The organism is Soonwooa sp. (genome assembly GCF_030151385.1).
GTDB lineage: Bacteria > Bacteroidota > Bacteroidia > Flavobacteriales > Weeksellaceae > Soonwooa.
The window spans coordinates 95,043-108,304 of record NZ_JASLDS010000053.1; the positions used below are offsets into that span (position 1 = coordinate 95,043).

A 13,262-nucleotide genomic window follows, 5' to 3' on the forward strand; every position below is an offset into this window, starting at 1 on the left:
AAAACCAAAGTTTAATTATGCTTTTTGGGACGAAAGCAAAAAATCGTTTCAAATTATGTATAAGAATTTTAAATTTTTGCTTGGTATAGCATTAGGACTATTCTCCATTATCTCCCTGCTTTCTAGTTCTTTCGTGAGTTTTGTTTTAATTCTCAGTTCCGCTTTATTGGTTTTTCCTCCTACTTGGGAGATGATAAAACCAAAAGCAGGATTTCGGAAAAATCGGGTTTTGAGAATTTTGTTAGCAGGACTTATGTATGTGGTTGGTGCTACCAATTTTGTATCCAATAAAATTGATAAAAATAAATCGGAAAAAGCTACAATAGCGGAAAGCAGTAACCAAAATGCTCCGCAAACCTCAACCGAAACTGCTGCAAGTGGAGGAACTGTAAAATATGATGAGAATGGTAATAAAGCTTCGTCTGCAAATTCCGAAAGTACCTCATCTTACAAAGGATTGAAGAGTGTTAATCCTGCCGATATTTATCTGAATTTTCAGGACAAAGGATTTACCATTGATAAGCAAATTTCTACGGACGGCTCGTTTTTCTATTGTACGAAAGAATATGGTGGAATTAAGTATGATGTTACCATTTATGCGGAAGATAATGTGAACGAGGTTACTGAGATAAAACTCAACGCCTACCGAAATCAGGCAAATCTCAACTCGGTTGAGGATATGAAACCGTTTTTGAAATACGCCGTTTCAATCCCGTATGACGGAGCAGACGTGGAGAAAGTTCAGAATTACATTGACAAAAATTACAATAAAAACAAAGCAAGTATTACAGTCTCAGGAGTGAAGTTCACTATTTACTGTCCGTCTAAATTTGTGAGGTTGGTAACAGTGGAGAATGAGTAATCTATAATTTTACAATTACGGCAGAAAATATAAAAAAAACTAGCACATTCATTTGTATCAAATTAAAAATGAAAAACTTACGAATATTGATATGTCATTTGTAGAAAAAATATAAATTTGCAATAGTATTCTCGCTTTAAGAAATCGCCAATTTCAAATTAACTACAATAACAGGAATACGGAAAAATTCTCACACGAGATAATGTGAGGATTTTCCGTATTGTTATTAGGCGTTTGGCGATGCCTTTAAAGCATACGGTTAAGTCCTCATAACAAATAGAAAATTAAAACTTAAATTTTTGAATTTCATGAGCGACAATGACAAAAACAGTCTATTAGACACACTTAAACCCTATCCATTTCAGTTTGAGGAATTGCCTGTTGATTTAATAGAAACCGACTCAAAACAACCGAGAAAGGTTTTTGAACTTAGAGGAGGCGGAGACCTAAGTCGTCTTCTAAAATCCATTCAGCATTATGGAATTGAAGACCCGATAAAAGTGAGTAAAATTGAAGATGGACGTTATATCATTATGGACGGGCACAGAAGATATAGTTGTGCTAGAGAACTAAAATTTGAAAAAGTGCCGTGCCGTATATATCCAAAAATGAATGATGGAGAATTTGAGGCTCGCAGATACGAAATGCAAAACAACCGTAAAGATTGGCGACCTATTGAAAGAGCAAATTCATTGCATAAAATAAGGTCTGAATACAAAAATGCCAATGAAAAGGAGATTGCTGATTTAGTAGGAATTACACAGGCTAACCTATTTCACTACACGGAATTGAGAGATACACGGCTTGAATACATATCTCTAATGGAAAGGCATAAACTAAAAGAATATCAGCAGGTCGGATTTACACGGCTGATACCTAAATTACGGAGGGTAAAACAATATCAGGTGGATGACATTATACAAATTCTGTTTCAAAAAATTAATGACAACCTGCTATATAGGGTGTCAGACTTCACAACTCTTTCCAAAGTTTTTTCGACAGCATCGCTGAATGAGGAAGAAATTTTCAAATTCCTTTCAGAGCCTCAGATTTCAACAGTAGAATTATCTGAAATGACACAGTTGTCGGGGATTTCAACCCAAATCAGAACCCTCATAAAGGATTTAGGAACAAAGAAAAATTTGGGTATTAATTTGACCGAAAAAGAACAAGTCGTATTTGAAGACTTGTATAAATTAATGCAAACATTTATGTAGCAGATGTTTGGTACTTTTGAAAAAACACATAAAAAAGCAATAGCATATTATCGGCATTCTGCCGAAGATAAGCAGGAGAACTCTGTGGCTATCCAACGACAACACACAGAAAAATTTGCACGTGAAAATGATATTGAGATTATCCACGAGGAGACAGACGAGGGAAAGAGCGGACTTCTTGCCACTCGTCCCGGATTTGAAAATCTGTTTGCAAATTGGGTAGAAAATCCCGAAGCCCCACAATTCGATTATGTGTTGGTTTATGATGTTTCACGTTGGGGGCGTTTCCAAAATCAAGACGAGGCGGCACACTATACTTATCGTTGCAGTATGCAAGGTAAGGAAGTTGTCTATGTTTCGAGGGGATTTTCTGACAAAACCAATCCTCTCTATTCAAGTTTGGAGACTTCACTTCACAGATATATGGCAGGAGAATATAGTCGTCAATTAAGTGCTAAGGTATTCTACGGCTGTGTAAAAGTTTCCGAGCAGGGATATTCTGCAGGTGGAACGGCAGTCTATGGAATGGCAAGACAATTATTGGATGTGAATAAAAATCCCATTCGTATTCTCAATTTAGGAGAACACAAGCAAATTGCGAACGAAAGAGTTACTTTTACACCGAAAAATGACGAAACGACAGAAACAGTAAGAGAAATTTTTCATTTGTTCGTAAACAAAAAATATTTAATTCCTGATATTGTCTCTTATCTCAACCGTAAGGAAATACTGTCTGCTAGCGGGAAGCGTTGGGGCTGGTCGAAAATTATAAAAATTCTGACAGATGAAACCTATATCGGAACTCGGATTTATAACAAAACCTGGGGACGATTAAAAGAAAAATCTCACGCAAACCCTCGTTCAGAATGGGTAATTGTACCTAATGCGTTCGAGGGAATTATTGATGAGGATTTATTTAAAAATGCACAAGAACGTTTGTATTGGATTTTACCGAGTAACTGGAGAAAAGGAATAAGAGCAAAAAATCGAGCAAGAAAATTTTTTCTCAACAATATACGTCAATGGTTGTTAAGCAAGGGAATGACACCTTTTGAGGCGGAAAAAATCATTATGGAACTCCCCATTATTTTTGCGGTTAAACTCGAAAATAAACACCTCATTCAATGGTGCTTTCTAATATCCGAAAAAACACGGAATTTTGATGAAGTTTTGTCGATAAGCGTTACTACTGACCATAAACAAATAATTGATGAATTTTTTCTGATTCCGACAGAAAGTTTTGCCGTTACCGATTATCTGATTTTGAATAAAAATAGTTCTACATACTATAATTGTAAAATTGATAAAGACAAGATTGAGGAAATAATGAATCATCTTGTTAGCCAAATTAAAAAATAATTACTTACATCGGTGTAATTTTCATATCTTTACAAAAAAATTACATCAACGTAAGTTTATGGAAAAAGAAAAATTTTTACCGCTCGAAACCTTAGGAGGAATATATCAGATAGCCAAGGAAAAAGAGTTCTACTCCGCTTTCAGTCAGTATATTCACTCGAAAGAGAATGACTATTTGTGGGCATATTTTAACGATAAGAAATATAGAATATCGGATAATCTCATATCCTATCGCATTGCGAACCATTGGGAGAAAGAAAGTATTTTGGATGTTAAGCAAAGCGACGGAGGATGGAGAAAATATAGCCTTATGGATGTTATTTGGCTTATTATAATTAAAGAACTTCGTCATTTCGGATTAGGGCTCGAAGAAATAAGAAAAGTAAAAAAAACACTTACTGCGAGTTATGAGCAATGCGAATACGGCGAACTCGAATTTTACACAGCGTTGGCTTATATAAACAAAACACCTGTTTCAATACTTGTTTTTTCGGATTTTAGAGCAGAAGTAGCAACAGTTTATGAAGTAATTGGAAGTTCGGATACATACGGAATTTTAAATCATATCAAAATCGACCTCAACCAAATTTTACAAAATATTTTCCCTGAGAAAAATTTTAAGCCCATATATCAAAATTTTATTGAAATCTCTGATGAACAAAAAATGATATGGGAGAAAATTAAAGAAAAAGAAGTGGAGGAAATTACGGTTTCAGTAAAAAATGGTGTCCCTGTAAGTATGATTTATACTGTGAGCGAGCCTACGAATAGTAACGTAGGGCAACTCAAAAACAAAAATGCTTTCCAAAGTATTACACATACTCAGCATAAAGGAAAAACCATCGCAGTTAAACGTACAGTATCAAAAAAATTTAAAAGTGATGAAGAATAATATCATACATTCACAGTCCACACCGAAAGCCCTATCAGTAGCACTGAACGGCTTCACTACGATAATAAGCTATGCTTTCCATCGAAAAGTGCCGTCAGAAAATCAACCAAGGAAGTCTGAAATTTGGAGAACAAGAAACTCAGTTATTAAGAATGCTATGTTATAAACTTGCCCAAATAGAATATGAAAACTTCAAAAAACTACAAGGAAAGAAACGTAGTCATCTACACAAGGGTATCGACAGATGAACAAAAAGAGAATGGGTTCAGTCTGCAAGACCAATACGCAAAGCTTGTTAAGCATTGTGAAAGAGGTAATTTTAATATTCTTGCACATTATCAGGATGACCATTCTGCCAAAAATTTTAATCGTCCAAGTTTCAATGCTTTCTTGGAAGACGTAAAGTCTAAGAAAATAAAGCCCGACATGTTTCTTTGTGTCCGTCCTGACAGATTTTCGAGAAATCTTGAAAATACTTTGTCAATGCTAACCAAGTTCAGAAAATTTGGAATTGAATTTAGAACACTTGAAAATCATACAGATTTGGATAGCCCCGAAAGTTTACTACCATTCATAGTGAATAATTTATTACCTCAAATAGATAATGAAAGAAAAGGTCTAAATACGAAGCAATGTATGCGTCAGGCAATGAGGGAGGGAAGAACAATGGGACGACCTCCTGTCGGCTATATGAATGACAAAATAAATAAAACCATTGTTCTGCATCCGACCAATGCTCCACTAATAAAAAAAGGTTTTGAACTGTTGTCAGGCGGAGTGTATTCCATAGAAGAGGTTAGGCAAATGTTGATTAAAGACGGTTTAAGAAACTGCTGTAAACAAAACTTCTTATATACTGTCAAAAATCCGTATTACTACGGACTTATTAAAATTCCTGCTTGGAAAGATGAGCCGGAAATGGAGGTAATCGGCTTACACGAGCCATTGATTAGTAGAGAAGTATTCGATGAAGTTCAGGATATAATTTCGGGTAGAAAGAAAAATACGCCAAGCAAACTAACACGAAAAGACGAACTTCCTCTGAGGGGGCATTTGAGTTGTCAAAGATGTGGTGGAAAATTAACAGGTAGTCGCTCTACAAGTAGGAATGGTTCAAGAATTTTTTACTACCATTGTCAGAAAGGTTGTAAGGAACGTTTCAGAGCCGATGCTTCTAATGAGTCATTTGAGGAATTTCTCGGTTCTTTTGTGATTTCTGAGCAGGTTCTTGGTTTATATATTGAGATTCTCAAAGATGTTTTCGGACAAGGAGAAGTCGAAAGAAATCGACAACTCAAAATTATTGACGATAACATTGAAAAAGTAAAAAGTCGGCTGTATAATTTAGAGAACAACTTTTTGGATGAAAAAATTGATGTTCAGGATTATCAGGGAATGAAGAGGAGATTACAGAGTGAAATTGAAGAATTGGGAGACAGAAAGGAGGAATTTACTATCGAAAAAACTGATTTGGAAAAATATTTTGAATATGGCTCTGCGTTCTTGTATGATATGAAAAAGTATTATCGGGAAGCACCGTTAGAAATTAAACAAAAAATTGTTGGTTCGATATTTCCTGAAAATTTAGTTTTCTCCGAAAATAAATATCGAACCACCCAAATTAATAAGTTACTTAAAATTTTAACCTTAAATATCAACGGATTAGGAGAAATAAAAAAAGGACAAGAAGATAAAAATATCAACTTGTCCAATATGGCTCCTCCTGCTGGGCTCGAACCAGCGACCCTCTGATTAACAGTCAGATGCTCTAACCAACTGAGCTAAGGAGGAATGTTTCCTTTTTAAGTGCTGCAAATATAGAAATTAATTTGTTTCAAATCAAGCATATCACGCTCTAATAAAGAAAAAAATGATTTTTTTTAACCGAAATAGACTTATCTATTTGATTCTGAATAAATAAAATTTTACAATTTATTGGTATTAACCCAAAACAAAAAAGACTTACATTACTGTAAGTCTTTTGCTCCTCCTGCTGGGCTCGAACCAGCGACCCTCTGATTAACAGTCAGATGCTCTAACCAACTGAGCTAAGGAGGAATGTCCTTCATTTAAAGTGGTGCAAATATATAACGATTTTATATTCGCACCAAATTTATTTTGAACTTTTTTTGAAAATTTTAATTAAAACTTCCCAGTAATCCACTTAACTATGTCACTTCCAAAGATTAACACCATTAATCCAAGTAAGAAAATAACACCAATCATTTGTGCATTTTCAAGAACTTTTTGCGGAACTGGTTTTCCTGTAATCATTTCCCAAAGCGTAAACATAACGTGACCACCATCCAAACCAGGAATCGGAATAAGGTTAAGGAATGCTAACCAAACAGAGAACATCGCTGTAAAGCTCCAGAAAAACTCCCAATTGATGGTTTTTGGCATTTGCTTGATGATACCAATTGGTCCAGAAACTTTTTTGTAACCCTCAGTTTTGCTGTTGAAGATAATCTTAAACTGCTTAATTTGCATTACCAAAACGTCAATGGTTCTTTCAAAACCTCTAGGGATAGCCTCTAGGAAAGTATAATTTTTAACAACCTCAGTTTTATCTAGACTTTTCTGTGCAATAGCTGGGTTAGGAAAAATACCTAGTTTTCCATCTTTACCAAGTGTTGTATTTAGTACTACTATTTGATTATTTCTTTCAACTTTTATAGAGATTTCTTTACCCGGATTTTCGGATATGTTTTTGGTTACCAAATCGTAGTAAGGCGTTGGCTGTCCATTAACTTCGATAATTTTATCACCAGTTTTTAATCCCATTTTATCAGCTGGATAGTTGGCAACGATACTATCTACAACCGCTGGAAAACGATTGCTGAAATATAATTTTGCCTCATTGGCTTTTAGGACTTCTGCAACACCATCTTCATTGACTGGAAAAGTCACTTCTTTACCATCACGCAAAACAGTTACATTATTTGCAAAAAGCATATTCATAATGGATGATTGCATGCGTTCTGCTGGTTTTCCGTCAATCTTAAGGATTTTATCTCCCGTTTTAAGACCCATTTTTGCGCCTTCGGAAGTTACCGCAATACCAGCATCAAATTTTGAATTGTCATAGTATTTTTCACCGTTAAAATAAGAAAGGCAAGAATAGATTAACCAAGCCAAAAAGAAGTTAACTGTAACACCTCCTAGCATGATGATAAGACGTTGCCATGCTGGTTTGCTACGGAATTCCCAAGGTTCTGCTGGTTTTTTTAATTGTTCGGTATCCATACTTTCGTCAACCATACCAGCGATTTTTACATAACCACCAAAAGGTAACCAACCGATACCATATTCAGTTTCACCGATCTTCTTTTTAGCAATAGAAAACCAGGGGTCAAAGAACAAATAAAATTTTTCAACTTTAGTTTTGAAAAGTTTGGCTGGGATAAAGTGCCCAAGCTCATGCAAGATTACAAGAATTGAAATACTCAGTATAAATTGAAATAACTGTTGTAGTGCCATTTATTTTGTTTAAAATTAAATTACGCAAAGGTAAGCAATTGGTATTAGATTTTTTACAAAGAAAAAACCCTATCCGAAGATAAGGTCTTTTTTAACTATTTTTATAAATAATTTCTTATTTCAAAATGTACTTGAAGCCTATAGTAAAGCGTCCAGCTTGAAAATTAGATTCATCAGAAAGATTCCAATAAGGCTTCCAGTCAAAGCTCATTGCTAATGGAGCCGACGGGATTTTGAATTCTAATCCCAATTGTGGTCTAATTCCGAAAGCAGAACCACCTCCATGATTTGCGAATGCAACTTGTGGTCCAACACCAATGTACCAACCTAAGCCGCTAGCGCCTCTAAATTTTTGGTTATAGGTATAGTCTGCACCTAATACTGTTACACCACTACCAAATAATACTTGTACATTACCAGCATTTCTTCCATCGAAAGAGTGCTTATATTGAGGACCTACTAAAGTACCCCCATCTCCAAGATCGATAGCAATTCCTAACGCATCTCTATATGACTGCGCATGCGCAAATTGACTTCCAAGTGCTACTGCACCTACTAAAGCGATTGATTTAACTAAGTTTTTCATTATAGTAAATTTTTTGTTGTTTGTGTATATTGTGATTATTTGTTTACAAATTAACAACGACACCTAAGCCGCCACGATTTCCTAATTCTACGAAACCACCAATTTTGTCTGTGAAGAAGTATCTAACGCCAACGTGCGCTCCAAAATCAAAAGTGTCTCCTAATACTCCTAGAGTCACTCCTGGATAAATATCCAATTTGCTATCTAGATTTAATAAATCATGCAAGTGATAGTTGAATCGACCATGAATTGAAAAATCAGATTTGTGGTCGTTTTTCCCAAAATACAGACCTAGACCTGCTCCCACCGAAATGGCATCTGCAATACCATAATCATAACTACCTTTAAGACCTAAGCCTTCGCTTCCATAAAAATTAAGACCTGCTTGTACTTTTTGATCGCCTTGTCCATTCCAAGCTTGCGCCGAAGCTGTTGTCATCATAAAGCAACCTAAAGCTGCTAACATCAATTTCTTCATATTTATTCTTCTAACTATCAGCTTATCAAAAATAAGACCAATATTTTATGACAAGCATAATTATTTAGTAAAAAATAAGATGCTAAGTTGTTAAAATCCTCACAATTAGCATATTTCATCATTAAATAACAATCAATCTTTAGATTTTTTTGATGAATTAAAACGTAAATCTTGCTTTTTGTTGCGGAATTTTAATATAAAATAAGTTTTTTAGTAATACTTGTACTGAAAATAATAAGCAATTTAGAATTTTATTTCGTGCTTCAAATGCCACCTTTTTTAATTAATTTTGTCCTTTAGTTAAGATAAAAAGCATGAAACAATATTCTTCAATACGCAGTGTACAGATTCTCGGACATGTGTTAGAACATTATGGTATCGACAGGATTGTTGTATCTCCAGGTTCGCGCAATGCACCTTTGGCAATACACTTTTCTGAGTTAGACTCTATGCAATGTTATAGTATTGTGGATGAGCGTGCTGCAGCATTTGTTGGAATGGGAATGGCAAAAGTGCTTAAAAAACCAGTTGCATTAACGTGTACAAGTGGTTCGGCAGCAACCAATTATTACCCTGCAATTGTTGAAGCTTTTTATCAAAATGTTCCTTTGTTGATTTTGACAGCCGATAGACCAACGGATTTTGTCGATATTTTTGATGGACAAACAATTCGTCAAAACCATCTTTATCAGCAGCATTCCTATGGTGATTTTCAATTAAAGGAAGATAAAGAGGAGAATTCTTACGACTTTAATCTAGAAACAGTAAAAAAAGCAGTAGAGCTTTGCATCGAAAAAAGTGGTCCTGTACACATCAATATACCATTGAGTGAGCCACTTTATAACTTGGTTACAGAACTTCCAATTTTACCTAAAGTTGAATCAACGATTCAGAAAAAGAAATTTGACTTACTTCCCAATCTTGTTGCCGAGTGGAATACTTCTAAACGAATTTTAATTTTGGTTGGAAGTCAAGATCCGAATCCTGAATTGCAAATGCAGCTATCACAATTGGTGAAAAATCATAGTGCAGTTATTCTGACAGAAGTAACGTCTAACCTTGATAATGAAAAATTCTTTTCACATATCGATCGCTATATTTTTAATTTTGGTGAAGAGGATTTTAAAAACTATGCTCCGGATTTATTAATTACAGTTGGGCAAAATGTGGTTTCGAAAAAGGTTAAAAATTTCCTGCGCAAAGCCAAACCAAAACACCATTGGCATGTTGACGAAAACTGGCAACCAGATACTTACTTCGTTTTAGATAGAAATATTGAAGCAAAGCCTGAAGTATTTTTCGCTAAGTTGTTAAATAATATCACATTAGAGCCATCATCATATTACAATCTTTGGGATGTTTTGAGAGACAAAATGGATGCACGTCACGATGCTACACTTCCCAAAATAGGCTTTTCGGATTTCTATTTGTTTAAAATGCTTTCGGAGGTTATTCCTGCTGATTACAAGATTCATTTTTCTAATAGCTCAGCAATTCGTTACGCACAATTATTTGACTTTAATAAATACGATTGCTATTGTAATCGTGGGACAAGTGGCATCGATGGTTGTACATCAACGGCAATGGGATTTGCAATGATGACAGACACGCCGACAATCCTTGTTACTGGTGATATTAGCTTTTTCTACGATATCAACGGGCTTTGGAATCAATATATTCCGCCATATACTAGAATTGTAATTTTTAATAATGGTGAGGGTAATATTTTCAGAATTATTCCTGGACCGAGTGATACCAATGCTGTGGATGAGTTAATTGCGACACAACATCACAGAAGTGCCGAACTTTTGGCAAAACATTTTGGTTTCGATTATATAAAAGCGGAGGACGAATTGAGTCTCGATCGTGTGATTGATAATTTCTTTAAGCCAGGTCAAAAACCCAAAATACTTGAAGTCATGACGCAAAGTTCACAAAACGAAGACAAACTAAAAGATTATTTTGAAAATCTGAAGTAAAGCTTACAAATCGTCGAGGTCCACAATTCTTTTGGGAAGATTAATAATTTTTGAAATAGGATAAATAAAGTTTTCATCAAAATCATTCATCGCGTTAATGATTTGAAAATGAGAAAACTCCTGAATATTTTCAAGAGAGATTGTTGCGGTTTTTATTTGATTTTGATTAAGGAGATATTGTCTTTGGACACCATTTAACAAATAAGTTTCTGGCGTGTACCAAGTTTTATCTTTTAAGAAAAGTAAATTACTAAAACTCGTATCAGTCACATTTCCGTTTTGGACAATGATAATTTCTTGCGCATTAGATTTTTGTTTTAAAATATCAATTTCTCTTCGGTTAAGATACTTGAATCTATAATCGAGATTGTCGTCGGTAACTAATTCAAAATCTTCAATTTCTGAAATCGCATAAGGTAACATCTGTGTTTTGAAATTGTTTTCCAAATCATAAACCAATCGGAATTTGTACAAGCCGTCTTCATCGTGATTTAGAATTTTATAAATGTCCAAAACATCGATTCGACATTCTTTTTGGAAATGCAAAAAAGTCTCATTCATTCGCTTTTGATGCCAATCGGCGAGAAAGATTTTTTGGTCTTTCACTTTGATACTTTCAATAAATTGGAGCATAGATTTTATTTTTCATTTCTTCGTATTCGTCAAGTAATTGACTTTGATGTGTGATGCCGCCACCGCTTTTGAAAACATAATTTTCGCCTTGCTTTTCGATAAAGCGAATCATCACGCAAGAATCCAAATCTTTGCCGTCAAAATATCCACAAATGCCAGAATAAAAACCGCGATCATATTGTTCGGCTTCCAAAATAATTTCCAAAGTTTTCTTTTTGGGCGCACCAAGAATAGAACCAGCTGGCAAAAGAAGATTAAGGATTGTTCCTATTTTGTTTTGAAATTTTGGTTTCAAAGTTCCCGAAATTTCCGAGCTCATCGCAAATAGATTTTTCTGTTGGGTTTGGATAAAATCAATGCGCTGAAATTCGTCCACTTTAACATCATTAGCAACAATGCTGAGGTCATTTCTAAGCAAATCAACAACAGTATAATGTTCGGCTTTCTCTTTGATGTTGGCTTTTAGAAGTTCTTTTGCGTTTGGGATATTGGCGTCAATGGTGCCTTTCATTGGATGTGTCGAAATTTTGTTATTTCTAATTTCAATAAAAGTTTCGGGAGAGAAAAAAACAATTTTTTCGGGAATGCAAGCTTTATATTTCGCTTTAGAATGTGCAAAAATTTCTTCCAAAGAATAATTAATGTCGATGGGTGTTTGCCTTGTATAATTAACCAAATAAGAATTTCCTTTTCGAAGATTTTCTTGAACTAAATTAAATCCTTTTTTATAAGTTTCTAAATTTTCAATCTTAAAGTTAAGCTTAAAATTAGAATTGTTAAATTGTAAGTTATCAATGTTTTGGTAATTTGGAAAATCAATTTTAATATTTGTTTTTTCTAATTCATCTTCCGTTAAAAGAATCATTTTGTTTTTCAGAAAATCAATAAAAAAAACAAAGGGCATCTGTGACAAAGAAAGTTTGTCAATCGCAGCAAAATCAAAATCAATTTCTTGTAACATTCTTTTATTAGGCTTTGAAGCTTTATTTTTGCAGCTCAAATATAAATCAATATGCAGAATACTCCCAACAATTCTGAAATCAATATTGTTCTCTCGCGTGCATTTACCTTGTGGGCGAGCACGACAAAGTTTCAGTTTGCTTTTAGTATATTTTATTTTTCAATACTTTTTGTGTTAGCATCTTTTGCTTTTACTTATTTTGGAATTAATGAAAAAGTGGATGCTTTTGCTCCTTTGTTAGAAAGTGATCAAAATGCTTTTATGGAAAAAATGAAAGAATTGGCTTTGACACCAGAATACACCAATTTTTTAATTGCCATTATCGCCATCAAAGCCATTGTGTTTCCGCTTAATATCGGAATGCAAAACGTCTTTGCTGTAAAAGAAAATGGGCAAGAACCAACTTTGAGCGACTTACTGGTAGGTTACCAAGGTGTTAGCTTTTTCAAATATTTTGCGTTTGGTATTTTTTGGAATTCTGTATTTTTCTTGCTTCCAACGCCCTTTGTAATTATTTGGATTTTGGTGTGCTTTTTTGTAAGCCCATTGATGTTTTTTCTGAATCAAAATAGTTTTAAATCCATTGCGATAACATTTACGGTTCTTAGGACTAAATTTTTGTTGGTTTTGGTGTGTACTATTGTCGCAATATTCTTTTCATATTCGGGACTTTTGATGTTCGGATTTGGGATATTATTGACATTTCCGTTTTGGAATGCCATCATCTATGCCTGTTTTCGACATGTTTTTGTAATTAAACATTAAAATTTTTATTTAATTAATCTAAATAATTAGAAAAAATTGTAATTTGGAAC

The 13,262-nt window shown here is 34.3% G+C and carries 12 protein-coding genes and 2 tRNA genes; 7 read left to right on the forward strand and 7 right to left on the reverse strand.

All coding sequences use genetic code 11. From position 1 onward, the window contains the following. Positions 1-55 precede the first annotated feature (55 nt). The 5 genes from Q1V95_RS10480 (at position 56) to Q1V95_RS10500 (ending at position 6,082) form a co-directional block, all read left to right on the forward strand. On the forward strand, positions 56-862 hold the full coding sequence (locus Q1V95_RS10480) for a hypothetical protein (protein WP_300673493.1): 807 nt from the start codon (positions 56-58) through the stop codon (positions 860-862). Positions 863-1,170: 308 nt separating this feature from the next. After that, positions 1,171-2,079 (forward strand): ParB/RepB/Spo0J family partition protein, encoded by a 909-nt coding sequence (locus Q1V95_RS10485; RefSeq protein WP_300673496.1) that lies wholly within the window; start codon positions 1,171-1,173, stop codon positions 2,077-2,079. 3 nt (positions 2,080-2,082) lie between these two features. Further along, entirely contained in the window at positions 2,083-3,438 is a 1,356-nt protein-coding gene (locus Q1V95_RS10490) for a recombinase family protein (RefSeq protein WP_300673498.1), read from the forward strand. A gap of 58 nt (positions 3,439-3,496) precedes the next feature. Continuing rightward, on the forward strand, positions 3,497-4,330 hold the full coding sequence (locus Q1V95_RS10495; protein WP_079667506.1) for a MerR family transcriptional regulator: 834 nt from the start codon (positions 3,497-3,499) through the stop codon (positions 4,328-4,330). Between the two features lie 183 nt (positions 4,331-4,513). After that, on the forward strand, positions 4,514-6,082 hold the full coding sequence (locus tag Q1V95_RS10500; protein ID WP_079667507.1) for a recombinase family protein: 1,569 nt from the start codon (positions 4,514-4,516) through the stop codon (positions 6,080-6,082). Here the strand turns inward: Q1V95_RS10500 and Q1V95_RS10505 are convergent. The 5 genes from Q1V95_RS10505 to Q1V95_RS10525 all read right to left on the reverse strand — a co-directional run bounded on the left by Q1V95_RS10505 (position 6,045) and on the right by Q1V95_RS10525 (position 8,874). Beyond that, a tRNA-Asn gene (locus Q1V95_RS10505) sits at positions 6,045-6,121 on the reverse strand. The genes Q1V95_RS10500 and Q1V95_RS10505 overlap by 38 nt on opposite strands. A gap of 193 nt (positions 6,122-6,314) precedes the next feature. Beyond that, positions 6,315-6,388, reverse strand: a tRNA-Asn gene (locus Q1V95_RS10510). Positions 6,389-6,472: 84 nt separating this feature from the next. After that, positions 6,473-7,810: an RIP metalloprotease RseP gene (gene rseP / locus Q1V95_RS10515; protein WP_300673503.1), complete on the reverse strand. Its 1,338-nt coding sequence runs from the start codon at positions 7,808-7,810 to the stop codon at positions 6,473-6,475. 115 nt (positions 7,811-7,925) lie between these two features. After that, complete coding sequence (locus Q1V95_RS10520; protein ID WP_300673504.1) at positions 7,926-8,396, reverse strand: hypothetical protein; 471 nt, start codon at positions 8,394-8,396, stop codon at positions 7,926-7,928. 43 nt (positions 8,397-8,439) lie between these two features. Beyond that, positions 8,440-8,874: a DUF6646 family protein gene (locus Q1V95_RS10525; RefSeq protein WP_300673507.1), complete on the reverse strand. Its 435-nt coding sequence runs from the start codon at positions 8,872-8,874 to the stop codon at positions 8,440-8,442. A gap of 314 nt (positions 8,875-9,188) precedes the next feature. On the opposite strand from Q1V95_RS10525, the gene menD reads away from it, so the two are divergent. Next, complete coding sequence (gene menD / locus Q1V95_RS10530) at positions 9,189-10,853, forward strand: 2-succinyl-5-enolpyruvyl-6-hydroxy-3-cyclohexene-1-carboxylic-acid synthase (RefSeq protein ID WP_300673509.1); 1,665 nt, start codon at positions 9,189-9,191, stop codon at positions 10,851-10,853. Between the two features lie 3 nt (positions 10,854-10,856). Here menD and Q1V95_RS10535 read toward each other — a convergent pair whose 3' ends face one another. Beyond that, on the reverse strand, positions 10,857-11,486 hold the full coding sequence (locus Q1V95_RS10535) for an aminotransferase class IV (RefSeq protein WP_300673511.1): 630 nt from the start codon (positions 11,484-11,486) through the stop codon (positions 10,857-10,859). Next, a complete protein-coding gene (locus tag Q1V95_RS10540; RefSeq protein ID WP_300673513.1) occupies positions 11,470-12,447 on the reverse strand; it encodes an aminodeoxychorismate synthase component I in 978 nt (325 codons plus the stop codon). The genes Q1V95_RS10535 and Q1V95_RS10540 overlap by 17 nt, the downstream gene beginning before the upstream one ends. 51 nt (positions 12,448-12,498) lie before the next feature. Between Q1V95_RS10540 and Q1V95_RS10545 the strand changes: the two genes are divergently transcribed. Next, entirely contained in the window at positions 12,499-13,212 is a 714-nt protein-coding gene (locus Q1V95_RS10545) for a hypothetical protein (RefSeq protein ID WP_300673515.1), read from the forward strand. The last annotated feature ends 50 nt before the right edge of the window (positions 13,213-13,262 follow it).

Coding starts and splice junctions, on each gene's coding strand:
- Q1V95_RS10480 (WP_300673493.1), top strand. CDS start 56: ATGTATAAGAATTTTAAATTTTTGCTTGGTATAGCATTAGGACTATTC.
- Q1V95_RS10485 (WP_300673496.1), top strand. CDS start 1,171: ATGAGCGACAATGACAAAAACAGTCTATTAGACACACTTAAACCCTAT.
- Q1V95_RS10490 (WP_300673498.1), top strand. CDS start 2,083: ATGTTTGGTACTTTTGAAAAAACACATAAAAAAGCAATAGCATATTAT.
- Q1V95_RS10495 (WP_079667506.1), top strand. CDS start 3,497: ATGGAAAAAGAAAAATTTTTACCGCTCGAAACCTTAGGAGGAATATAT.
- Q1V95_RS10500 (WP_079667507.1), top strand. CDS start 4,514: ATGAAAACTTCAAAAAACTACAAGGAAAGAAACGTAGTCATCTACACA.
- rseP (WP_300673503.1), bottom strand. CDS start 7,810: ATGGCACTACAACAGTTATTTCAATTTATACTGAGTATTTCAATTCTT.
- Q1V95_RS10520 (WP_300673504.1), bottom strand. CDS start 8,396: ATGAAAAACTTAGTTAAATCAATCGCTTTAGTAGGTGCAGTAGCACTT.
- Q1V95_RS10525 (WP_300673507.1), bottom strand. CDS start 8,874: ATGAAGAAATTGATGTTAGCAGCTTTAGGTTGCTTTATGATGACAACA.
- menD (WP_300673509.1), top strand. CDS start 9,189: ATGAAACAATATTCTTCAATACGCAGTGTACAGATTCTCGGACATGTG.
- Q1V95_RS10535 (WP_300673511.1), bottom strand. CDS start 11,486: ATGCTCCAATTTATTGAAAGTATCAAAGTGAAAGACCAAAAAATCTTT.
- Q1V95_RS10540 (WP_300673513.1), bottom strand. CDS start 12,447: ATGTTACAAGAAATTGATTTTGATTTTGCTGCGATTGACAAACTTTCT.
- Q1V95_RS10545 (WP_300673515.1), top strand. CDS start 12,499: ATGCAGAATACTCCCAACAATTCTGAAATCAATATTGTTCTCTCGCGT.